Origin of the sequence: Bradyrhizobium japonicum USDA 6, from assembly GCF_000284375.1 — a bacterium.
Classification (GTDB): Bacteria; Pseudomonadota; Alphaproteobacteria; order Rhizobiales; family Xanthobacteraceae; genus Bradyrhizobium; species Bradyrhizobium japonicum.
Window position 1 is genome coordinate 4,208,209 of the sequence record NC_017249.1, and the last position, 21,033, is coordinate 4,229,241.

Genomic DNA, 21,033 nt, shown 5'->3' on the forward strand with positions numbered 1-21,033 from the left:
TGATGAAATATCTCACGGCGATTTCCGCTCATGTTGTCAGGACGCCGAAACCTCTCGGCTTCCGTTTGCCACGCGGAGAGAACCCATGACCCGATTGACCCTTGTCTCGGCCGCCCTGATCGCCGCCGCCGTCTATCAAACCCAGGCCGCAGCCGCCCGCGACGTCGCCCCGCGGCGCGCTCCGCCTCAGGCGGCTGCGGATTGCGTGAGGGCTCCGGCGCAGGGCGCGTTTGCCTCTGCGCCCTACAAGCAACCGCCCTGCACGCCGAAGGCAGCGAACTAACACGCAAGGCGAGGTCGGGTTGGCAACGTCCGCCCGCCCGACCTCGCGTCGCCGGTCTCGCAATTGCGGTACCCTGGTAGCTCTTGACTCCCATCTCATCTAGTCATCTATATGACTATATGAATGCAGCTCCGCACGACGATCGCCTGCCACGCTACCAGCGCCTGCGCGACGACCTCGCCGCGCGGATCAACCGCAATGAATGGCGGCCGGGCGAGCCGATCCCGTCGGAGGCCGAGCTTGCGGCGCATTACGGCGTTGCGATCGGCACCGTGCGCAAAGCGATCGATCAGCTCGTTGCGGATGCCGTGCTGGAGCGCCAGCAGGGCCGCGGCACCTTCGTGCGCCGGGCGCGCTTCAACTCCTCGCTATTCCGCTTCTTCCGCTTCCAGTCCGAGAGCGGCGAGCGGCGCGTGCCGAAGAGCCGCATCATCCGGCGCAAGAGCGTTGCCGCGAATTCGGCCGTTGCCTCGGCGCTGCGCATCCCTGTCGGCGAGCCCGTGATCAGCCTGTCGCGTCTGCGCCTGATCGACGATGTGCCGCTGCTCGCCGAAGAAATCTGGCTCCAGCAATCGCGCTTCGCGCCGATCTTGGAGATCGACACCGCCGAATTCGGCGACCTGCTTTATCCGCTCTACGAGGAGCGCTGCGGGGAGGTGGTGGTGTCGGCCGAGGAAATTCTGACGGTCGAAACCGCCAACGAGATGCAGGCGCGCCTGCTGCGCCTCGAAGCGCACGCGCCATTGATCGTGATCGAGCGCCTCGCGCTCGATCTGGAGCGGCGGCCGATCGAATGGCGCAGGTCGCGCGGGCCGGCCGACCGGTTCCGCTACCACGCCGAGATCAGGTGAGCGCGACTTTTCAAGACATCAAGCAATAACGAGTACAAGGGTAGGAAAAATGTCAAACTGGTACAGCGAAAGCTCTCCGCTGGAGCGGCGCACGTTCTGGGCAAGCTTTGGCGGCTGGGCGCTCGATGCGCTCGACGTCCAGATGTTCGGCCTTGCCATCCCCGCGCTGATCGCCGCCTTCGGCATCAGCAAGGCCGATGCGGGTCTGCTCGGCTCGATCACGCTGTTCTTCGGCGCGTTCGGCGGCTGGATCGGTGGCGCGCTCGGCGACCGTTTCGGCCGCGTCAAGGCGCTTCAGATTACTGTTGCGACCTTTGCGCTCGCGACCTTCGCTTGCGCGTTCGCGATGACTTTCACCCAGCTCCTGATCCTGAAGGCGATCCAGGGCCTCGGCTTCGGCGCCGAATGGGCCTGCGGCGCGGTGCTGATGGCCGAGATCATCCGCCCCGAGCATCGCGGCAAGGCGCTGGGCTCGGTGCAGAGCGCCTGGGCCGTGGGGTGGGGCGCAGCCGTGCTGCTCTCGGCCCTCGTGTTCACTTATGCACCCGCCGACATCGCCTGGCGGCTGCTGTTTGCACTGGGGCTGTTGCCCGCGCTCCTCATCATCTTCATCCGCCGCGGCTTGAAGGAGCCGCCACGCGCCGTCGCAGCCGGGAAGACGCCGTTCTTCGCCACGCTCTCGGGCATCTTCCATCGCGACGTGCTGCGCTCGACGCTGATCGGAGGCCTGTTTGGCATCGGCGCCCACGGCGGCTACGCGGCCCTGACCACGTTCCTGCCGACCTTCCTGCGCGAAGTGCGGCAGTTGTCGGTGCTGGGCTCCAGCGGCTACCTCGCCGTGATCATCGTCGCCTTCTTCTGCGGCTGCGTCGCCAGCGGCATCATCAGCGACCGTATCGGCCGCAGGGCCAACGTCGCCTTCTTCGCCAGCGCCTGCATCGTCACCGTGCTGATCTACATCTTTGCGCCGCTGACCAATGGCGAGATGCTGGTGCTCGGCTTTCCGCTCGGCTTCTTCTCCGCCGGCATTCCCGCCAGCATGGCGGCGCTGTTCAGCGAACTCTATCCGGCCGGCGTGCGCGGCACCGGCGTCGGCTTCTGCTACAATTTCGGCCGCATCGTCTCCGCCGCGTTCCCGTTCCTCGTGGGCTATCTCAGCGACCATATCGGGCTCGGACCGGCGATCGGCATCGATGCGGCCTTCGCCTATTCGCTGGTGCTGATCGCGGTGGTGCTGCTGCCCGAGACCCGCGGCAAGGTTTTTGAACAAGCCGCCGCGACGCGCGCCTGACGCCGGATGGGGAGCAATCACCATGATGTCCCGCGAGCGCGGCCTGACGCGCCGCCAATTCGGCACAGGCCTTGTATCCCTCGTGGCGGCCGCGGCCGTCGCGAGCCGAGCGAAGAGTGAGGCGAGCTTGCCGACGATCGATACCCATGCCCATGTCTTCCACCGCGGCCTCAAGCTCGCGCCCGGCCGGCGCTATGCCCCCGATTATGACGCGCCGCTGGCGCTGTATCTGGAGCAGCTCGACCGCAATGGCATGAGCAATGGCGTGCTGGTGCAGCCGAGCTTTCTTGGCACCGACAATTCCTATCTGGTCGAGAGCCTGAGGACGGCCGGCGGACGCCTGCGTGGCATCGCGGTGGTCGATCCTTCCGTGACCGCGGACGAACTGCGCGCGCTCGATCGTGCCGGCGTCGTCGGCATTCGTCTCAATCTCGTCGGCCAGCCGTTGCCTGATCTCTTGGCCAGCGAATGGAAGGCGCTGCTGGCGAATCTAAAGGCCCTCGGCTGGCAGGTGGAGATCCAGCGCAATGCGGCCGATCTCGCTGTGCTCGCGCCACGGCTGCTCGATCACGGCGTCACTGTCGTGCTCGATCACTACGCGCTGCCGGATCCAAAGCTCGGCGTCGCCGATCCCGGCTTTCAGTCGGTACTGAAGTTAGAGGCGACGAAGAACGTCTGGGTGAAGATCTCGGCGCCGTATCGCAACGGCGCGGCTGGCGAGAGCTTTGCGAAGGAAACCTATCCGTTGCTGCGTAGTGCTTACGGTCTTGATCGTCTGCTGTGGGGGAGCGACTGGCCGCACACGCAGTTCGAGGCGTCGCAGGGCTATGAGAGGAACCGCCAGTTTCTCGACACGCTGATCACCGATCCCGCCGCGCGTGCGCAAGTGCTCGCATCGCCACGTTCACTCTTCCGCTTCTGAATCGTTTTCCGCGATTGCTCCGATTGCACTCAATTTTGGGGCATGACGAGCGATGTCGCCGGCTTGTAGAGTGCCGGCGATGCAGCCGAGCGCGGCTGCGATTTGCGTGAAGAGGAAATGAGCGATGCAGCGCCGCTACATCACCGTCGACGTGTTCACCGACCGCGCCTTCGGCGGCAACCAGCTCGCCGTGGTGCTCGACGCCGGCGGGCTCACGACGCAGCAGATGCAGGCGATCGCGACCGAGTTCAACTATTCCGAGACAACCTTCGTGCTGCCGCCGCGCAACCCCGGCCACGACGCGGAGGTCCGCATCTTCACGCCGGTGAGGGAGCTTCCCTTCGCGGGTCATCCCAATGTCGGCACCGCTTTCGTGCTGGCCCGGCGCAGCAATGAGCCCTGGCCGCGATTGTTGTTCGAAGAGAAAGCCGGAATCGTGCCGGTCGAGATCTGGCGGGAGCAGGGCAAGGTCGTCGGTGCCGAGCTGACTGCGCCGCAGCCGCTGGCGCGTCTTGCAAAGCTGTCCGCCGCCGATGTCGCCGCGTGCCTGTCATTGAGCGCGGACGACGTCAGGACCGATCGCCATGTGCCGGAAGTCGTCGGCGTCGGTACGCCGTTCGTGGTCGCGGAATTGCATTCGCGCGACGCGCTGCGGCGGGCGACGCCCGACGCTGCGGCGTTCGGCCGGACACTGCCACGCGATGGCGCGTTCTCGATTTATTTCTACACGCGCGATATCCCCGCGGCGCAGGCGCCTTGCGACCTCCAGGCGCGGATGTTCATGCGCGGTGCCAGCGGTTTCGCCGAGGATCCCGCCACCGGCAGCGCAACGGTCGCCGCGGCCGCGCTGCTCGCCACCCTCGATTCGCTCCGCGACGGCGAGCTGAAGCTCACCATCGGCCAGGGTTTTGACATGGGCCGGCCGAGCATCCTGCGGACGACAGTGGAAAAGGAGGGCGGGGCCCTTCTCGATGCCTATGTCGGCGGCCATTGCGTGCAGATGATGGAGGGGACGTTCGAGCTGGCGGGTGAGGGGTAGGCTCTCTCCGTCATGCCCGGGACGATCACACCTGCCGTCCCGCCAAATTCCTCACCGCCACGCCATCGCGCTCCTCGATGATTTCCGCGATCATCTGGCGGTGGCAGTGGGTGTGATCGCGTTCGTAGCAGAGCAGGCAGACCGGGCCGGCCTTCATCACCAGCGCCGAGAGCTCGTCCATCTCTTCCCTGGCCTGCGGCGTCTTCAGGTGCTTTGAATAGATATTCTCCAGCACATCGTATTGGCCGCTGCGTGCAGCGAGCCGGCCTTCCTTCGGCGTGCCTAGCGCGGCGAGATGGACATAGGCGATGCCGCGCTCATCCAGGCCCGCGGACAACTGCTTCTTCGAAAAGCCGGGCCGGCGCGATGACGTCACGGCGCGCACGTCGACCACGAGCTTGACGCCGGCCTCTTCCAGCGCGTCGAGCACCGCCTTGGGCGGCGTCTGTTCATAACCGATGGTGAAGAGCTTTTTCGCCTTTGCCATGAACCATCCTCAGCTCACCCGCGCGATCAGTTCCATGGCGCCGGCCGGTGCGCGCACCTTGCCCTCGTGGATGACATAGGCGAACACGTCGCGCGGCTCCTTCTTCGGCTTGGCCTTGTCGACCTTCGGCAGATCGTCGGGTTCACTCCCCTCGGCCCAGTCCTGAAAGCGCTTGGCCCAGGCGTCGAGCTGCTTCGGCGGATAGCAGGTCTTGATCTCGTCATTGCCCTTCTGGAGCCGTGCATAGACGAAATCGCCGGCGACGTCGGCGATCGCCGGATATTTGCCGTGCTCGGCGAACACGACAGGCGTCTCGAACTCGCGGATCAGCGCGACGAAGTCCGGCGCGCAAAAGCTGTCGTGGCGGACCTCGACGACATGGCGCAGCGCGCGCCCCTCGAGCTTGCGCGGCAGCAGCTCCAGGAACTTGCCGAAATCGGCGCCGTCGAATTTTTTCGTCGGCGCGAACTGCCACAGCACCGGTCCGAGATGGTCGCCGAGTTCCAGCACGCCGGAATCATAGAAGCGCTTGATGGAATCGCCGGCCTCGGCGAGTACGCGGCGGTTGGTGGCGAAGCGCGGTCCCTTCACCGAGAACACGAAACCATCGGGCACTTCGCTGGCCCATTTGCGAAAGCTCTCCGGCTTCTGTGAGCCGTAATAGGTGCCGTTGATCTCGATCGAGGTCAGCTTCGAGGCGGCGTAGGACAACTCCTTTGCCTGCGTGAGCTTCTCCGGGTAGAACACGCCGCGCCAGGGCTCGAAGGTCCAGCCGCCGACGCCGATGAAGATGTTGCCGGATTTTTTGGACGCGGTTTTTGCTTTGGCCACGGGAGGGTCTCGCATCGACGGGGAGGGACCTCATCCTAATCAAACCAGATGTGATTGGCCAGTTGCGCCGTCCCGTCTAAGCTCGCAGCTGGACCCGCGCAAAAAGGAGAACAAGAATGCGGATGCTGATGGTGGGAGCGGCGCTCGTCATGATGACATCTGCTGCCATGACTTGTTCTGCCATGGCCGACGATGACGACGACGCCAAGGGCGCCCAGAAGCTCGCCATGCAGGGCCGCGACGATTACTGGCATTGCCTGGCGCGGGAATACTCGCGCGACTCCAATCAGGGAATGTCGGAACAGGATTTCGGCCGCTCGGTCGCGGGCGCCTGTCCGTCGGAGCGGCAATATTACCGGGTGGCGTTGCTCGACTATCTCACCACGCAATATCCGAACATCGATGCCGGCGCCCATCTCGCCACCGCGAACAGGGCGGTCGAGTCGGCGCAGAAGGACATCGTGACGGCGTTCGTCAAGCACAGGCCGCCCGTAAAGTAGGGCCGTGGCGAATGGCCCATCGCGAAGAGGGCACGTAGGCCGGCGCTCCCCGTTCGCGATGAGCCACTCGCTATTCGTCCCTCCGCGGGGGCTCTTCCAGCTCCGCGCGCATCCATGGTATCACTGGCGGCATCTGGAACAGGGATGGGCTTCCATGTCGTCTGAGTCGCTGGGTGGCATTCTGGGCGCGATCGTCGCGGCGGTCGTGCTTGCGGTCGCCGTCGTATTGGGGCCGATCGGCCAGTACGGCAAGCCGCCCAGGCCGGCAAAGGCCGAGCCGGCTCCGGCGGCAGCGCCCGCTGTCCCGGCCGCCCCCGCACCGCGTGGGCCGGTGATCAAGGAAGTCCCGAACTAGCAAGGATCCGAAAAAGGGCTGCTATGCCCCCTTGCGAAGCGGTTTTACCGTTCTTATCTAGCGTCTAACGGCGACGTTGAGCGAAACCTCCGGCGCTGGAACGACCTTGGAATAGCTTGGGCTTGCGCCGGATGTACGCGCAGTCCGCCGTTCCGGGGTCGTTGGCATTTTTGGGCCCTTTTTGGGCCTTTCCCCACAGACCCCCGGCTCGGTAGATCTTGGCTGCGCAACGTCTTGGCAGCGCAGGACGCGGCAGATATACGCTGCCGTCATGAATGAAGCGATCAGACCGGGCTCCGGCACTCCCCCGCAGGCTCAAGAGGCGCCGGAACTGTCGGTCATCGTCCCGACGTTCAACGAGCGCGACAACGTCACGGTGCTGTACCGGCGGCTGGAGGCGACGCTCGCCAACGTCGCCTGGGAAGTCGTGTTCGTCGACGACAATTCGCCCGACGGCACCTGGGACGTCGTGCGCGCGCTGGCGCAGCGCGACAACCGCGTGCGCTGTGTCCGCCGCATCGGCCGCCGCGGCCTGTCGGGCGCCTGCATCGAGGGCATCCTGGCCTCCAGCGCGCCCTATGTGGCCGTGATCGATGCCGACCTCCAGCACGACGAGACGCAACTGCCGAAGATGCTGCTGCTGCTCGCAAGCGACCAGGCCGATCTCGTCGTCGGCAGCCGCTACATCGAGGGCTACAAGAGCGAAGGCTTCAACAAGCAGCGCGCCGGCGCAAGCGCGCTGGCGACCGAGGTCGCAAAGAAGGTGCTGCGGGTCGAGATCGCCGATCCCATGAGCGGCTTCTTCATGGTTCGCCGCGACCGTTTCGAGGAGCTCGCGCCGAAGCTCTCGGTGCACGGCTTCAAGATCCTGCTCGACCTCGTCGCGAGCGCGAACGGTGGCTTGCGAGCCGTCGAAATTCCCTACACGTTCGGTCAGCGCCAGCACGGCGAGAGCAAGCTCGATTCCATGGTCGCGCTGGACTTTCTCGGCCTGGTGCTGGCCAAGTTCACCAACGATGCGGTCTCGCTTCGCTTCATCCTGTTCGCGATGGTCGGCGGCATCGGCCTCGTGGTGCATCTGACGACGCTGTTCATCGCCCTTCAGCTGTTCAAGGCGCCGTTCGCGGAGGCGCAGGCCGCAGGCGCCGTCGTCGCCATGACCAGCAACTTCGTCCTCAACAACTTCCTCACCTATCGCGACCAGCGGCTGAAGGGCTTTGCGCTGCTGCGCGGCCTGATCGCCTTCTACATCGTGTGCAGCGTCGGCCTGCTCGCCAATGTCGGCGTCGCCTTCTCGGTCTACGACCAGGAGCCGATCTGGTGGCTGGCCGGCATGGCCGGCGCGCTGATGGGCGTGGTGTGGAACTACGCGATGTCCGGACTGTTCGTCTGGCGCAAGAAATAGCTCGACATGGGCGGGGCTGACGCGCGGATTGTCCGCAATACCGCGCTGGTGATCGTCGCGCTGGTCGGCTTGCGGCTGGTCGCGGCCGCGTTCACGCCGATCACCTTCGACGAGGCCTATTACTGGATGTGGTCGAAGAACCTCGCCGGGGGGTATTACGACCACCCACCGATGGTCGCCTACGTGATCCGCGCCGGCACCATGATCGCCGGCGACACCGAGCTCGGCGTCCGCGTGTTCTCGATCCTGCTGGCGCTGCCGATGAGCTACGCGATCTACCGCTCCGCCGCCATCCTGTTCGGCGGCGCGCGGGTGGCTGCGACCAGCGCCATCCTGCTCAACGTGACCATGATGGCCTCGGTCGGCACGCTGATCGTCACGCCCGATGCGCCGCTGCTGGTTGCCTCCAGCTTCGTGTTGTTCTTCCTCGCCAAGGTGCTGGAGACCGGCCGCGGCGTCTGGTGGCTCGCCGTCGGCGCGGCGGTCGGCGCGGCGCTGCTGTCGAAATACACCGCGATGTTCTTTGGCGCCGCGATCCTGATCTGGCTCGCGGCCGTGCCGAAACTGCGGCACTGGTTCCTCTCGCCCTGGCCCTATCTCGGCGGCCTCGTTGCGTTCGCGCTGTTCTCACCGGTGATCCTGTGGAATGCGGATCATCAATGGGTCTCGTTCGTGAAGCAGCTCGGGCGGGCGAAGATCGAGGACTTCCGTCCGGTCTTCATCGCTGAGCTGATCCCGACCCAGATCGCCTTCGCAACGCCGCTCGTCTTTATCCTCGGCGCGATGGGCCTGCACGCGCTGACCTGGCGCCGGGCCGGCGCGCTGGCCTCGCGTGTGCTGATCGAGACGCTGTTCTGGACCATCGTCGTCTATTTCGTCTGGCATTCGCTGCATGCCCGCGTCGAAGCCAACTGGTTCGCGCCGGTCTATCCGCCCTTCATCGTTGCCGCGGCTGCCGCCGCCAGTCTCGTGCCATGGCAACCGCGCGCGCGGCGTCTCGCGGATTTCTGCCTGCGCTGGGCCGCGCCCGTGGGCATCGTGATGTTTGCGGCGCTGATCGTGCAAGCCAACACCGGCTGGCTGTCGGGCTATCGCCGCGACGCGACGGTGCGCAGCGTCGGCGTCGGCTGGCACGAGCTCGCCGCCGAGATCGAAGCGGTGCGCGCGCGCAGTGGCGCGACCTGCGTGCTCGCGCAGGACTACGGCACCACGGGCTGGCTCGCCTTTTACCTGCCGCGCGGCACCTGCGTGCTGCAGCAGAACCAGCGCATCCGCTGGGTCAACATGCCCGAGCCCGATCCGAAGCTGCTTGCCGGCAAGCTGATCTCTGTCGACGAGCTGCGCCCGGACGGCCATCCCGCCCTCGACGAGCTGTTCGCGAAGGTGACGCAAATTGCGCAATTGCAGCGCAAGCGCGGGCCGCTCGTGGTCGAGACCTACGGCATTGATCTGCTCGAAGGCGCCAAGGGCGATGTGCTCGACCGCTCGCCGCCGCCGGAAGTGCGGTAGCCGGCCCCAAAATCAGTCGATCATCTCGGCCTTGGTCGCGGGCTGACCCGGCCCGTTCTGGTCGCGCCAGAACCAGACGGTCACGACGCCGGAGCGGCCGCGGACCTGGGTGAGCAGGGGACCTGACAGAATGCCGTCGGGAGCGCCGTGGAAGTCGGCCGCATCCAGCAGCGTATCGCTGAGCGCAAGCCGCGCACAGTTCTGGGCGGCAACCTCCATCAAGCGGTTTGCGACGTTGACCGTGTCGCCCGTCGCCGTGATGTGCTGGTGGCTTCCGCCGAGGCGGGAGGCGACGATCGGGCCGAAATGCGCACCGATCTTGAATCCGAGCTGGCCGCGGGTGGCGGGCGGCAGCGAAGCGATCCAGCGATCGACGCTGCGATACAGGTCGATCGAGCATTGCAGCGCGCGCGCGCCGTCGTCGGGCATTGCGCCCGGCAGGCCGAACAGGATCATGGCGCCGTCGCCGAGGAAGCCGGTGATCATGCCGCCGCTGTCGACCGCGGCCTTGTCGATCAGCGCGTGAAATGCCCTCAGCAGATGCTGCAGCTCGTCCGGATCGATCCGTTCGCTGAGCGTCGTGAAACCGGAGAGATCGATGAAGACGACCGCTGCATCCTGCCGGACCGGCTTGGACAGGAAATTGGGATCGCGCGCCAGCCATTCCTGCACCGCCGGTGCCTGGAATTGCGCGAGCGACCGGCTCTTGGCGGCGAGATATTGCGTGCGGCGGCCTCCCGCCCACAATTGCACGCCGGCAAAGACCATCACCGGCGGCACTGCCGCGGCGAGCGTGGTCGCAGCGTTGAGCCAGACGCCGTGCGTGAATGCGAACAGGTTGAGACCGGCCCAGGCGATCATCACCACGGCTGCCGCGATGATGCCGGGCGCGCTGCGCCGCCAGGCGAGCAGGCCCACCAGCAGCATCGGCAGCAGGATCGCGGTGAGCGCGTCGACGATGTGGACCTTGCGGTCGCGCACGATGCCGTCGCCGGCGACGAGGTGGGTGATCGCGGTCGAGATCACCTCGACACCGGGCATCAGGGAATCGAACGGCGTCGGATAGAAGTCGCCGCCGCCGGAGACCGACGCGCCGATCACGACGATGCGGTTCTCGATCGCCGCGCGATTGAGCGTGCCGTCGAAAATGCTCTGGGCGCTGACGGTGCGGATGGTCCGGCGCGGGCCGTAATAGGTGATCGGCAGCGCGAAGTCGGAGTCGGTCGGCACCGCGCGGTCGCCGAGCATGAGATGATCGGGCGCGATCGTCAGCGGCTTGTCGAGCGCGCGCGTCGCGACGCGCAAGGGAAACGACAGCTCGACCTTGTCGCTGGTCCGGAACAGCATCGGCACCGAAAGCGGCGAGCCCGACTGCCCCGTCGCGACGTTGACGACTCCGACCTCGGCGTGATCGGCGAAGGCGGGCAGAGGCAGCAGGAAGCGCTCGGCCTGTGGCAGCGCGGCGAGGGGACCTTGGGCGCCCGGCTCCACGGTCTCGCTGGCGGCGGGGAAGATCGCCGCGGCGGCGAGCACCATGGGACCGGTTGCGAGCGTGTTGGCCAGCGTCGCATCGCCGATCGCCGCGCTGCGGTCGACCAGCAGCAGGTCGATCCCGACGACCTTCGGCTTGAACTGCACGATGGTGTCGACGACGCGCGCGAGATCGGCGCGCGGCAGCGGATAGCTGCCGCCGCGCTTCACGACGGTGTCGTCGATCGCGACGATGGTGACGAGATCGGGCGGAGCCTGCACGCCGCGGACCTGCGTGCGCCAATCCGTCAGCGTCGCCTCGAGCCGATCGAGAAAGCGCAGATGACCGTTGGCGTGGCCGGCATAGATGCCGGCACCCCACAGCGCGGTGAGGACGAGTGCCACCAGGATCTGAACGCGTCTAGTCATTACGTACTGCAATCTTCTTTGTCGCCCGGGCGTTGTTGCGCGGGCCTTGATTGTCCAGGCCTTATTGACCCAGTCTTGCCATCAGCGCGTCGACGCGCGGCTGGCCCCAGGTCTTGACGGTCAACGGGCCGGTTGCCTCGACATCGACGCCTTGGCCCGGTCCGAGCACGACGCCGCGTCCACGAGCCCTGCGGCTCACACCGACACGGCCGTCGGCAACGAAGACCGCGGTCTTGGCCTCAGCGACATCGACGGCCCATTTGGTCCCGCGCACTGCGGCGATCGCCTGCGGCGTCAGCACCTTGAAGGGATTGCCGCCAGGCTTCTTGGGCACCTCGATCAGCAGCGCCTTGCTGCTCAACTCCACGGAGTCAATATGTCCGTCGCGGTTGGCGTCCTTAAGTTCAAATCTGGCGCCGTTTTCCGCAACGATGGTGATGCCGTTGTCGCAGCGCCAGACTTGCGTGCCCGCGGCCGATGCCGATGCCCTGCAGCCGACACTGACAGCCGGCTGTGCACTCGCTGACCCGTTCAACTGAAACAACCACGCCAGAGCGAAAATACCGGCGCCCGCGATCCCTCTCATGCCAGCCTCCGTTTGCGTGCTTGGCACAGTTCAAAGCGATGTTGATACGGTACCGTATCACACGCAGAGGCTGCTGAAAAGTGCCGCTCTCGCAGCTATTTCCTCGGTGCGGTCTTTTCCAGTCCGACGCGATCAACTTTCGGTCAGGGCGCCGTGCCGCGTGAGCACTCTGTGCGCGATGTGTGATGTGGGACGGGCTGTGCCGCCACCCTGCTGACACCCGCTCGAGAGGGCGCAGCGCGCACCAGCCTCGCGCAACGCTTCCCCGCTATTGTCCGGGTATTGAAGACCACGAAAACGACTTGGTTGGATGGCCTTAGAGAGGCCGCCTGTGACGTCCGTCGAACGCGCCGAACCGGCGGAGAATTATGGTTAACAGACGCTCCTAAGTCAGTAGTTCTGCGGGCTTTTTTCTCGAAATGGGACAGCGTTAGCGCGGTGCCTCACATCTGCCCGAACTTAATCTGCATTTAACTAAAAGTCGCCTTAATGACGCTCCGACCTCCTGCGAGATGCTGTTCCCGGATCGTGACCAGCGGCACTTCGAAGGGGGACTGAGTGACACCGTCCTGGACGCAAGGCGAATGAGTACGAGTATCGCTGCGCAGAGTAACGCGGCACGGAAGTCCAAGAATTCACTTCGGAAGCCTTCCCGGAAAATGACCACCACCAACTGGCTGGGCGCCGCGGCGATCGGCTGCGTCGTGATGGGCGCCGGCTGGACCATCTACAGCAACGTCTTCGGCGCTAGCGTCTATCCGACCGTCGGCAGCATTGGCTACGACGAGCCCGTGATCAAGCGCGCGCCCAGGGTGGCGCTGCGTGAGGCCGACGAGGCCATCAGGGACACCTTTGCGCTGCTGCCTGACCGGCTCCAGGTCGCAGCTCCGATCTCGCGCGAGATGTTCAACGAGCGCTTTGGCGCGGCCGCGACCCAGGGCGTTGCGTCGAATGCGGCGAGCGCCGCGCCCGCAACCCAGGTGGCCGTCGTCAAGGACGCCCCCAAGCAGAGCGTGATCGCGAAGGTCGCGGAAGCGCTGAAGCCGGCGGCGCCGGCCAAGATTGCTGACAAGACTGCGGACAAGACCAAGCGCGCGCCGGATGCGCAGATGCAGCTGGCTTCGGCCGATCCGGCCGAGATCGTGCCGGCGCCCGAGGCGAAGCCGAAATCGTTTGCCGATCGCGCCAAGGCCGCGGTGATGTCGATCACCGGTCCGCGCCAGTCGATGGTCGAGAAGCTTTGGGGCAAGCGCGAGCCGTCCGGCGGGCTGCTGGCCTATGCCTCGGCCGATGCCAGCGTGACCGCGTCCATCGCGCCGCGAGAGCAGAACCCCATGCTCGGCGGTTCGGCGCCCTACGAGCGCGACACCGCGGTCTACGATATCACCGCCAAGATGGTCTACCTGCCCGACGGCACCAAGCTCGAGGCGCATTCCGGCCTCGGCTCCAATCTCGACGATCCGCGCTCCTCGCGCGTCCGCATGCGCGGCGTGACGCCGCCGCACATCTACACGCTGAAGCCGCGCGAAGCGCTGTTCCATGGCGTGCCGGCGCTGCGCCTGACTCCGATCGGTGGCGAGAGTGCGATCTACGGCCGCGACGGCTTGCTCGCCCACACCTTCATGCTCGGGCCGAACGGCGATTCCAACGGCTGCGTGTCGTTCAAGGATTATTACGCGTTCCTCGACGCCTACCGCAACAAGGGCATCCGCAAGCTCGCGGTGCTGGCGCGGGTCGAGTGATCTCAGTCAATTCGCGATGGTCTCAAAGGGCCGCTCTTGCAGCGGCCCTTTTCTTTTCTTTTCTGCTTCAGCCCGGCCAGCACTGTCCGCCGCCGTCGATCCTCAGCACCTGGCCCGAGACGAAGGCGCCCATGGGACCGGCGAAGAACTCGACGACGCGCGCGACCTCGTCGACGGTCGCGATGCGGTCGAGCGTGCCGGTCTCGACCATCCTGTCGGGGTCCACCGCGCGCGTGCCTAGGAAACGGCCGGTGCGGGTATCGCCGGGTGCGATGCAGTTGACGGCGATGTCGTAAGCGCGGAGCTGGTCGGCCAGGCATCGCGTGTAGTGGGTCACGCCGGCCTTCGACACCGCATAGATCGAGCCCTGGGTGCGGCCCTTGAACGCGGCGACCGAACCGAGCGTGACGATGCGGCCGCACCGCCGCTCCATCATTCCCTTCGCGACCGCCTGGCAGGTCAGGATGGTCGAGAGCAGATTGCGCTCCAGCACCGCGCGCACATCGGCCTCCTTGATGTTCACCGCGTCGTTCGGGTCGGGCTTGCCGCCGGCGGCTGCGATATCGCCGCCGGCATTGTGCACGAGGATGTCGATCGGGCCGAGAGCTGCTTCCGTCTCGGCGATCACGCGCGCGATGTCGTCGCCCCTGGTGAGATCGCCGAGCACGCGCTGGCTGCGGACGCCGAATTGCTGGCCGATCTCTGCCGCCACCGCGGTGAGGGTGGTGCCCTCGCCATACTCCGCCGGCCCGTTCTCGCGCATGCCGTGGATGGCGACGTCGGCGCCGAGCGCGGCGAGCTTCTCCGCAAAGGCGCGGCCAAGCCCGCGTCCCGCGCCGGTCACCAGCGCGACCTTGCCTGTCAAAATCTTCGCCGTGTCATGCGATGTCATGATCTTTTTCCTGTTGTGAATGTCAGTCTGCCGCGAGATCGAGCCCGATCGCCATCGCCTGCACGAGGCACATCGGTGCGACCAGCGTGCGCAGCGCCGGCTCGGGCATGTCCTGGATCTCGAACACGACGCTTGCGCCTTCGACGATCGGGCTCAGGAGGCTGTCGGTAATGGAGATCGTGGGCACGCCTCGCGCAACGAGTTCGGGAAACAGCCGCGCCGTATCCGGATAGTAGTTCCGGAAGCTGATCGCGACCAGCGCGTCCTCCGCGGTCGCGGCATACGACTGCTCGTGGATGCTGCCGCCGGTGCCGTCGAGCAGGACGACGCGCCGTCCGAGCTTGCGCAGTACATAGGCGAGGTGGGTCGCTACCGGAAACGAGCCGCCGAGGCCGAGCAGATAGATGTCGCGCGCTTTCGCGAGGATCGCGGTCGCGGCGTCGAGCTCTCGCGCATGCACGGACTGGCTCAGCGTCACCAACGCCGATTGCGCTTCCGAGACGAAGCGCGACAGCACCGCGGCCGGCTGGCGGCCGAGCACCGACTTCTCCTCGCTCTTCATGCGGGCGAGCCGCGCCTTGTAGCTCGGCGCGACGCCGGCAACGAGCCGTGAGCGGAACACCTGCTGCATCTCGGTGAAGCCGCCGAATCCGAGCGCATGGGCGAAGCGAACGATCGCCGAGGGCGGCACGCCCGAGCGCTGCGCCACCTCCGCCACGGTGCCGAGCGCGACATCGGTCGGGTGATCGAGCACGAACTCCGCGATCTGCTGCAGCCGGCCGGACAGCGCCCGGTGCCGCTGCGCAATGGCGCCGCGCAGGTCGTCGTAGCTCATCGCGCCTTGTGCCTTGTTCATCGTCTCGGGTCTCCAGATCGGTCGCCTGTTTAACGGCATTTCACCGTTTGGATCAAATATTCCACTTTACATAATAAATGGAATGAATATTCTAATCGCAGAAAAAAGCAAAAGACTTCGAAAACGGGAGGAAACGATGAGAGGGCGTCAGATTTCACGGCGAAGCGTTCTGAAGGGCAGCTTGATGGCCAGCGTCATCGGCGGCACCGGCAGCTTCTTTGGACCGTGGAAAGAGAATCACGCGTGGGCGCAGGGCGCCAAGCCAATCAAGCTCGGCCTGACCTGCGATGCCAGCGGCCAATACGGCAACAGCGGCCAGGATGATTTCCGCGGCATCAAGATGGCGATCGACGAGTTCAACGCCAAAGGCGGCGTGCTCGGGCGTCAGATTTCGTTCATCACCGCGGATACCGAAACGACACCGGCCACAGGCAGCCGCGTCGCCGAGCGGTTCATCACCCGCGAGGACTGCACCATCCTGATCGGCGCGCTGCATTCCGGCGTCGCCAACGCGATCACCCAGGTCGCCGGCAAATACGGCGTGATCTACATGAACACCAATTCCTCCGCGCCGAGCGAGGCCGGGGAGAATTGCTCACGCGTGAAATTCGTCTGGGACGGCAACGGCACCAATTTCTCCAAGGCATCGGTCAAGAACGCGGTCGATTCCATCGGCAAGAACTGGATGCTGCTGACCAACGATTACGTCTGGGGGCACACCACGTCCGCCGCGACCAAGGCGCAGGTCGAGGCTGCCGGCGGCAAGATCATCGACAATCTCCTGGTGCCGCAAAACACCCGCGACTTCACCGCCTACCTCCTGAAGATCCAGCAGGCAAAACCCGACGTGGTCGCGACTGCGATCGGCGGCGACGACATCAAGGCGCTGCGCGAGCAGGTGGCGCAGCTCAAGCTCGACGGCAAGCCGGCCTGGATCAACAACCAGCAGGACTGGCCCGATGTCTGGGGCGCGCCCGACAGCCTGTTCGGCGTGTTCGGCACGACCTGGTATCACAAGCTGCAACTGCCCGGCGTCGCCGAGTTCGTTCGGAAATGGCAAGCCGCCAACAAGGACGGTCCGATCCCGGTGCCCGGCAACGTCTCCTACAACGGCTATATGAGCACGCGCGAATTGCTGCGTGCGATCGAGCGGGCAGGGTCGACCAACAACGTCAAAATCATCAGGGAACTCGAGAACCTCAAGGTCTCGGCGACCGATCGCATGCAGCATTTCGACGCCTACATGGATCCCATGACGCATCAGATGCAGCAGACGATCTATCTGGCGCGGCGCAACGCCAAGCCGGCTGACAGCACCGATCTGTTCGAGATCATCAGCTGGACCGAACCGAAATCAGCCGCCGATGACGCTGCGCCCGGCAAGTGCAAGCTCACGCCCTACGAGCAGGTGCCGACCGTCGACTCCTAGACGGTTCGTCACATCGCAGAACGGCGGCGCGCATGTCGCGCGCCGCGCGCCCAGGCCTTCGGGGCTCGGGTGAGCATTGCCAGTAGCGAGAGCCAAGACCTTGTTCGATCTTCTTCCGCATCTCCTTAACGGCCTGACGCTCGGCCTGTTGTTCGCGCTGATCGCGCTCGGCTTCATGCTCATTGTCGGGCTGATGGAGCAGATCAACCTCGCGCACGGCTCCCTGTTCGCGCTCGGCGCCTATGTCGCCATGCAACTGACAGGACCGCGCCCGCCATTGCCGGCCGATCTTGCGAAAGCGTGGCTCGCGCTTCCGCTGGGCTGGCGTTATGCCGCGACGCTCGTCATCGCGCCGGTGATCGTTAGTCTCGTCGGCATGCTGATCGAGCTCTGCATGCGGCGGACCTACGGCAAGGATCCGCTGTACGGACTGCTCCTGACCTTTGGCGCGGCGATGGTGATCGAGGAGTTGATCCGACTGGTTTGGGGCACGCGCGACTACGTGTTGCAGGTGCCGTCCGCCATCAACGGCGGCTTCCTGTTCGGCGATCTGATCTGGTCGACCTATCGTTTCTACGCGGCGGGGATCGCGGCCGGGATCATCGGCCTGGTCTGGCTGTTGATCGAAAAGACTTCGTTCGGCGCAACCGTCAAGGCCGGTGCCCATGACAGCGAGATCGTCCGCGCGCTCGGCATCAACCTGTCGCGCTTGCGGCTGCTGGTGTTCGTGTTCGGCACGATGCTGGCCGCGATCGCGGGCATCATCGTTGCGCCGATCTGGGGCATTCGTCCGCATATGGGCGTCGATGCCGTCATCCCCGCGTTCCTGGTGATCGTGCTCGGCGGCGTCGGCAGCTTTTGGGGCGCCGTCGTGGCGGGGCTGCTGGTTGGATTATGTGTCGGTCTTGCCGGCGCCTACGCGTCCGAATGGTCGCTGTTGTCGATGTACATCCTGCTCGTTGCCGTCGTGACGTTCCGTGCACGCGGCCTGTGGGGCAAGAAGAGCGTGCTCGAGGCCTAGGGAATGATTGTGGGATCAAATTCTTCATCCGACGCCGCGCGCCTCGTCACGCCGACGATGCTGGTGGTCGGGCTCGTGCTTGCAACGGTGCCGCTCTGGATCACGCGGATCGGGCTCTATCCCTATCTCGGGATCGAGATCCTGATCTGGTCGTTCTACGCGCTCGCTTTCAATCTGGTGCTGGGCACGGCCGGACTTCCGTCGTTCGGACATGGTGCCTATTTCGGCATCGGCGCCTATGCGTTCGGGCTCTGCCAGTTCGACATCGTCGCCAATCTCTGGATCTGTCTCGCTGCCGCGGCCGTGGTCGCGGGACTTGCCGGCGTGCTGGTGGCGCTGTTCATCTCGCACCGGCGCGGCATCTATTATGCCTTCATGACCATCGCCTTCGGCCAGATATTCTGGACGCTGGCGATCAAGTCGCACCGGATCACCGGCGGCGAGGATGGGCTGCTCAAGATCAAGCGGCTGCCGGCCGATTTCGGACTGGTGTCGTTCGATCTCACCGACAATGTCGCGTTCTACTATTTCGTGCTCGCGGTCTGCGCGGTCGGTACCGCCGTCTTGTGGCGGCTGGTGCACTCGCCCTATGGCCGCGTGGTCGCTGCGATCAGGCAGAGCGAGGTTCGCGCCGCCCATCTCGGCTATAACGTGTGGCTCTACAAGGCGTCGGTGTTCGCGCTGTCGGCGGCCGTGTCCGGCTTTGCCGGCGGACTGTTCGCGATGGCGCAGCTCGCCGCATTCCCCGACGTCATGAGCCTGCATCAATCCGGCTACGTCGTGATGATGACGCTGGTCGGTGGCGGGCTCGTCAGCTTCTGGGGGCCGGTGATCGGCGTGTTTCTCTTCCTCACCGCGCGCGATGTGATCGGTGCGCTGACCAATGCCTGGATGCTCTATTTTGGTCTGCTGTTCATTGCGATCGTGTTATTCCGCCCCGAGGGCATTGCGGGCGCGCTCTCGGCCGCCGTGCAGCAACATTCACTCAACGCGCTGCGGCGACACGGTACGTCCGCGATGCGTCTACTGGTCGGGGGCGGGCGATGAGCATGATCGAGGCCGCAGGTGTGCACGTCCGCTTCGGCGATCGCGTCGTGCTGGAAAGCGTCGATCTCGCGGTTGCCAAGGGCGAGTTTCACGGCGTGATGGGTCCCAACGGCGCGGGCAAGACCACCTTCTTCAACGTCCTCACCGGCAGGGTGAAACCGAGCCGCGGCCGAGTCCTGCTCGGCGGCGAGGATGTCACGGGATTGAGCCCGCACCGCATCGCCGCCAAGGGCATCGCCCGCTCGTTCCAGATCATGACCCTGTTCGACGAATTCTCCGCCCGCGACAACGTCATGATGGGCTTGCCCGCGTTTCGCGCCCGAGGCCTCGATATCGCCCGTGCCGCGGCCGGTGACCACAGGTTTGCCGAGCAGGCATCCGAAGCGCTCGCCGCGGTCGGGCTTGCCGACAAGGGCGATGTCCGCGCCAAGGACCTGTCCTATGGCGACCGCCGTGCGCTGGAGATCGCGGTCGCGCTGGCGCAGGCCCCGCGCGTGCTGTGCCTGGACGAGCCGACCTCCGGCCTCGGCTCCGACGGCGTGCAGCGGCTGGCAGCGCTGGTGGCGCGCCTGAAGGGCCGGCTGACCATCGTCGCCATCGAGCACGACATGGAATTCCTGTTCTCGCTCGCCGATCGCATCTCGGTCATTCATTGGGGCCAGGTGGTGGCGCGCGGCACGCCGCACGAGCTGCAGCAGAACGAATGGGTGCGTCGCTCCAATCTCGGGAAGTTCGCATGATCCTCGAAGTGGATGGGGTCGATACCTTCTACGGCGAGACCCAGGCGCTGTTCGGCGCCTCGCTCGCCATCGAGCACGCCAAGGTCTTCGCGCTGCTCGGTCCCAATGGCGCCGGCAAGACCACCATGCTCCGTTCGATTCTCGGGCTGACGCGGCCGCGCCGCGGCGTCGTTCGTTTCGATGGGCATGACGTGACGCGCGATGCGACCCACGAGATCGCGCGCGCCGGCATCGGCTGGGTGCCCGACGACCGGCGGCTGTGCCCGACCTTGTCGGTGGCGCGTAACCTCACCATCGCGCAGAAGCGCACGCGCTTCCGCAACTGGAGCGTCAAGGAGGCCGCCGCGATCTTCTCGCCGCTCGAATATCTCATGGAGCGCGACTGCGAGAACCTGTCGGGCGGCGAGATGCAGATGGTCGCGATTGCGCGCGCGCTGGTCGGCTCGCCGGGACTGGTCCTGTTCGACGAGCCGAGCCAGGGTCTTGCGCCAAAGATCGTCGGCGATGTGCTCGCGACCATATTGCGCATGAAAGAGGAGGGGATCGCCTCGCTGGTCGTGGAACAGAATGCGGAGATTGCGCTGTCGGTCGCAGACCACGCAGCGGTGATCGATCGCGGCCGGATCGTCTGGACCGGCGAGGCCAAGACCTTGCGCGATGATCGCGCCCTTCGGCAGCGCTTGCTGGGAGTACAATAAGTGGCCGCACCGCTGCTCGTTCTCGATGATGTCCGCAAGGTCTACACCAGGGGCCGCGTCATCCGCCGTCCGACGTTCACCCTTCAGGCGAACCTGTCGCTGGAGGAGCCGGGCATCGTCGGCGTGGTCGGGCCGAACGGCGCCGGCAAGACGACGCTGTTCGAGATGATGACCGGTTCCAACGCGCCGACTTCGGGGCGCGTGCTGGTCGCGGGCACCGATATCCATGGGGTCAAATATCGCGAGCGCGACCGGCTCGCGATCCACTATCACCAGTCCTATCAGGTCAGGCGGTTCCGCAAGCGCATTCCGTCCGCCCTGCTGGCGCCGTCGCCGACCCGGACGCCGCTGGTTCATTTGTTCGACGAACCGCAGTTCAACCTGCAGGACGGCTATATCGGCTTCATGCTCGATTTCTTCCGCAAGCTGCGCGACGAGGGCAGGCTGGTCATCCTTTGCATGCATCCGACAGCCAGCTGGCACCTCGACATCCTCGCCGAGATCGCCGGGCAATTCCTGTTCGTCGCCGGCGGCGGGGTGACGCGGATGGCCGACTTCCGCACGCTCGTCGCCGAGCCCCGCTTCCGCCTCTATCTCGGACCGGAGATGATGCGCGCCGCCGACGCCATTTGTCACAGCTCGACGTAAAA

General features: G+C 65.6%; 22 protein-coding genes. 16 read left to right on the plus strand and 6 right to left on the minus strand.

The window, feature by feature from the left end:
* The first annotated feature begins 85 nt into the window (after positions 1-85).
* From BJ6T_RS19635 to BJ6T_RS19655, 5 genes are all read left to right on the plus strand, one after another.
* The gene (locus BJ6T_RS19635) at positions 86-283 is read left to right on the plus strand and encodes a hypothetical protein (protein ID WP_014494211.1); all 198 of its coding nucleotides are present in this window, start codon (positions 86-88) and stop codon (positions 281-283) included.
* Positions 284-402: 119 nt separating this feature from the next.
* Positions 403-1,134, plus strand: a complete 732-nt coding sequence (locus tag BJ6T_RS19640; protein ID WP_014494212.1) for a GntR family transcriptional regulator — start codon at positions 403-405, stop codon at positions 1,132-1,134.
* 49 nt (positions 1,135-1,183) lie between these two features.
* The gene (locus tag BJ6T_RS19645; RefSeq protein ID WP_014494213.1) at positions 1,184-2,425 is read left to right on the plus strand and encodes an MFS transporter; all 1,242 of its coding nucleotides are present in this window, start codon (positions 1,184-1,186) and stop codon (positions 2,423-2,425) included.
* Positions 2,426-2,447: 22 nt separating this feature from the next.
* Complete coding sequence (locus tag BJ6T_RS19650) at positions 2,448-3,347, plus strand: amidohydrolase family protein (protein ID WP_014494214.1); 900 nt, start codon at positions 2,448-2,450, stop codon at positions 3,345-3,347.
* Positions 3,348-3,471: 124 nt separating this feature from the next.
* The gene (locus BJ6T_RS19655) at positions 3,472-4,386 is read left to right on the plus strand and encodes a PhzF family phenazine biosynthesis protein (RefSeq protein ID WP_014494215.1); all 915 of its coding nucleotides are present in this window, start codon (positions 3,472-3,474) and stop codon (positions 4,384-4,386) included.
* Positions 4,387-4,411: 25 nt separating this feature from the next.
* Here BJ6T_RS19655 and BJ6T_RS19660 read toward each other — a convergent pair whose 3' ends face one another.
* Positions 4,412-4,873 carry a DUF488 domain-containing protein gene (locus BJ6T_RS19660; RefSeq protein ID WP_014494216.1) on the minus strand — a complete coding sequence of 154 codons (462 nt, stop codon included), beginning with the start codon at positions 4,871-4,873 and terminating at the stop codon, positions 4,412-4,414.
* 9 nt (positions 4,874-4,882) lie between these two features.
* Positions 4,883-5,719: a DUF72 domain-containing protein gene (locus tag BJ6T_RS19665; protein WP_014494217.1), complete on the minus strand. Its 837-nt coding sequence runs from the start codon at positions 5,717-5,719 to the stop codon at positions 4,883-4,885.
* A gap of 101 nt (positions 5,720-5,820) precedes the next feature.
* On the opposite strand from BJ6T_RS19665, the gene BJ6T_RS19670 reads away from it, so the two are divergent.
* From BJ6T_RS19670 to BJ6T_RS19685, 4 genes are all read left to right on the plus strand, one after another.
* Positions 5,821-6,204, plus strand: a complete 384-nt coding sequence (locus tag BJ6T_RS19670) for a hypothetical protein (protein ID WP_014494218.1) — start codon at positions 5,821-5,823, stop codon at positions 6,202-6,204.
* Positions 6,205-6,358: 154 nt separating this feature from the next.
* Positions 6,359-6,559, plus strand: coding sequence for a hypothetical protein (locus BJ6T_RS19675; RefSeq protein ID WP_014494219.1), 201 nt, complete (start codon positions 6,359-6,361; stop codon positions 6,557-6,559).
* Positions 6,560-6,830: 271 nt separating this feature from the next.
* Positions 6,831-7,964: a glycosyltransferase family 2 protein gene (locus BJ6T_RS19680; RefSeq protein ID WP_014494220.1), complete on the plus strand. Its 1,134-nt coding sequence runs from the start codon at positions 6,831-6,833 to the stop codon at positions 7,962-7,964.
* 6 nt (positions 7,965-7,970) lie between these two features.
* The gene (locus BJ6T_RS19685) at positions 7,971-9,473 is read left to right on the plus strand and encodes a glycosyltransferase family 39 protein (protein ID WP_014494221.1); all 1,503 of its coding nucleotides are present in this window, start codon (positions 7,971-7,973) and stop codon (positions 9,471-9,473) included.
* Positions 9,474-9,485: 12 nt separating this feature from the next.
* Here BJ6T_RS19685 and BJ6T_RS19690 read toward each other — a convergent pair whose 3' ends face one another.
* Positions 9,486-11,372, minus strand: coding sequence for a CHASE2 domain-containing protein (locus tag BJ6T_RS19690; protein WP_014494222.1), 1,887 nt, complete (start codon positions 11,370-11,372; stop codon positions 9,486-9,488).
* Positions 11,373-11,433: 61 nt separating this feature from the next.
* The gene (locus BJ6T_RS19695) at positions 11,434-11,958 is read right to left on the minus strand and encodes a FecR domain-containing protein (protein WP_014494223.1); all 525 of its coding nucleotides are present in this window, start codon (positions 11,956-11,958) and stop codon (positions 11,434-11,436) included.
* A 659-nt stretch (positions 11,959-12,617) separates the two neighbouring features.
* On the opposite strand from BJ6T_RS19695, the gene BJ6T_RS19700 reads away from it, so the two are divergent.
* Positions 12,618-13,700 (plus strand): DUF2778 domain-containing protein, encoded by a 1,083-nt coding sequence (locus BJ6T_RS19700; protein WP_014494224.1) that lies wholly within the window; start codon positions 12,618-12,620, stop codon positions 13,698-13,700.
* A 67-nt stretch (positions 13,701-13,767) separates the two neighbouring features.
* On the opposite strand, the gene BJ6T_RS19705 is transcribed toward BJ6T_RS19700, so the two are convergent.
* Entirely contained in the window at positions 13,768-14,592 is an 825-nt protein-coding gene (locus BJ6T_RS19705; RefSeq protein ID WP_014494225.1) for an SDR family NAD(P)-dependent oxidoreductase, read from the minus strand.
* A 22-nt stretch (positions 14,593-14,614) separates the two neighbouring features.
* On the minus strand, positions 14,615-15,448 hold the full coding sequence (locus BJ6T_RS19710) for a MurR/RpiR family transcriptional regulator (RefSeq protein ID WP_014494226.1): 834 nt from the start codon (positions 15,446-15,448) through the stop codon (positions 14,615-14,617).
* A gap of 184 nt (positions 15,449-15,632) precedes the next feature.
* Between BJ6T_RS19710 and BJ6T_RS19715 the strand changes: the two genes are divergently transcribed.
* From BJ6T_RS19715 to BJ6T_RS19740, 6 genes are all read left to right on the plus strand, one after another.
* Positions 15,633-16,877 (plus strand): ABC transporter substrate-binding protein, encoded by a 1,245-nt coding sequence (locus BJ6T_RS19715; RefSeq protein WP_014494227.1) that lies wholly within the window; start codon positions 15,633-15,635, stop codon positions 16,875-16,877.
* Positions 16,878-16,977: 100 nt separating this feature from the next.
* Complete coding sequence (locus tag BJ6T_RS19720; RefSeq protein ID WP_014494228.1) at positions 16,978-17,898, plus strand: branched-chain amino acid ABC transporter permease; 921 nt, start codon at positions 16,978-16,980, stop codon at positions 17,896-17,898.
* Between the two features lie 3 nt (positions 17,899-17,901).
* Positions 17,902-18,945 carry a branched-chain amino acid ABC transporter permease gene (locus BJ6T_RS19725; RefSeq protein WP_014494229.1) on the plus strand — a complete coding sequence of 348 codons (1,044 nt, stop codon included), beginning with the start codon at positions 17,902-17,904 and terminating at the stop codon, positions 18,943-18,945.
* A complete protein-coding gene (locus BJ6T_RS19730; RefSeq protein ID WP_014494230.1) occupies positions 18,942-19,685 on the plus strand; it encodes an ABC transporter ATP-binding protein in 744 nt (247 codons plus the stop codon). The genes BJ6T_RS19725 and BJ6T_RS19730 overlap by 4 nt, the downstream gene beginning before the upstream one ends.
* Complete coding sequence (locus BJ6T_RS19735) at positions 19,682-20,383, plus strand: ABC transporter ATP-binding protein (RefSeq protein ID WP_014494231.1); 702 nt, start codon at positions 19,682-19,684, stop codon at positions 20,381-20,383. Before BJ6T_RS19730 ends, BJ6T_RS19735 begins: the two co-directional genes overlap by 4 nt.
* Positions 20,384-21,031, plus strand: a complete 648-nt coding sequence (locus BJ6T_RS19740) for an ATP-binding cassette domain-containing protein (protein WP_014494232.1) — start codon at positions 20,384-20,386, stop codon at positions 21,029-21,031.
* Positions 21,032-21,033: the final 2 nt, after the last annotated feature.

What these genes read in the sequence shown, in the direction of transcription:
- BJ6T_RS19635 (WP_014494211.1), top strand. Translation starts at nt 86, where the DNA reads ATGACCCGATTGACCCTTGTCTCGGCCGCCCTGATCGCCGCCGCCGTC.
- BJ6T_RS19640 (WP_014494212.1), top strand. Translation starts at nt 403, where the DNA reads ATGAATGCAGCTCCGCACGACGATCGCCTGCCACGCTACCAGCGCCTG.
- BJ6T_RS19645 (WP_014494213.1), top strand. Translation starts at nt 1,184, where the DNA reads ATGTCAAACTGGTACAGCGAAAGCTCTCCGCTGGAGCGGCGCACGTTC.
- BJ6T_RS19650 (WP_014494214.1), top strand. Translation starts at nt 2,448, where the DNA reads ATGATGTCCCGCGAGCGCGGCCTGACGCGCCGCCAATTCGGCACAGGC.
- BJ6T_RS19655 (WP_014494215.1), top strand. Translation starts at nt 3,472, where the DNA reads ATGCAGCGCCGCTACATCACCGTCGACGTGTTCACCGACCGCGCCTTC.
- BJ6T_RS19660 (WP_014494216.1), bottom strand. Translation starts at nt 4,873, where the DNA reads ATGGCAAAGGCGAAAAAGCTCTTCACCATCGGTTATGAACAGACGCCG.
- BJ6T_RS19665 (WP_014494217.1), bottom strand. Translation starts at nt 5,719, where the DNA reads ATGCGAGACCCTCCCGTGGCCAAAGCAAAAACCGCGTCCAAAAAATCC.
- BJ6T_RS19670 (WP_014494218.1), top strand. Translation starts at nt 5,821, where the DNA reads ATGCGGATGCTGATGGTGGGAGCGGCGCTCGTCATGATGACATCTGCT.
- BJ6T_RS19675 (WP_014494219.1), top strand. Translation starts at nt 6,359, where the DNA reads ATGTCGTCTGAGTCGCTGGGTGGCATTCTGGGCGCGATCGTCGCGGCG.
- BJ6T_RS19680 (WP_014494220.1), top strand. Translation starts at nt 6,831, where the DNA reads ATGAATGAAGCGATCAGACCGGGCTCCGGCACTCCCCCGCAGGCTCAA.
- BJ6T_RS19685 (WP_014494221.1), top strand. Translation starts at nt 7,971, where the DNA reads ATGGGCGGGGCTGACGCGCGGATTGTCCGCAATACCGCGCTGGTGATC.
- BJ6T_RS19690 (WP_014494222.1), bottom strand. Translation starts at nt 11,372, where the DNA reads ATGACTAGACGCGTTCAGATCCTGGTGGCACTCGTCCTCACCGCGCTG.
- BJ6T_RS19695 (WP_014494223.1), bottom strand. Translation starts at nt 11,958, where the DNA reads ATGAGAGGGATCGCGGGCGCCGGTATTTTCGCTCTGGCGTGGTTGTTT.
- BJ6T_RS19700 (WP_014494224.1), top strand. Translation starts at nt 12,618, where the DNA reads ATGACCACCACCAACTGGCTGGGCGCCGCGGCGATCGGCTGCGTCGTG.
- BJ6T_RS19705 (WP_014494225.1), bottom strand. Translation starts at nt 14,592, where the DNA reads ATGACATCGCATGACACGGCGAAGATTTTGACAGGCAAGGTCGCGCTG.
- BJ6T_RS19710 (WP_014494226.1), bottom strand. Translation starts at nt 15,448, where the DNA reads ATGAACAAGGCACAAGGCGCGATGAGCTACGACGACCTGCGCGGCGCC.
- BJ6T_RS19715 (WP_014494227.1), top strand. Translation starts at nt 15,633, where the DNA reads ATGGCCAGCGTCATCGGCGGCACCGGCAGCTTCTTTGGACCGTGGAAA.
- BJ6T_RS19725 (WP_014494229.1), top strand. Translation starts at nt 17,902, where the DNA reads ATGATTGTGGGATCAAATTCTTCATCCGACGCCGCGCGCCTCGTCACG.
- BJ6T_RS19730 (WP_014494230.1), top strand. Translation starts at nt 18,942, where the DNA reads ATGAGCATGATCGAGGCCGCAGGTGTGCACGTCCGCTTCGGCGATCGC.
- BJ6T_RS19735 (WP_014494231.1), top strand. Translation starts at nt 19,682, where the DNA reads ATGATCCTCGAAGTGGATGGGGTCGATACCTTCTACGGCGAGACCCAG.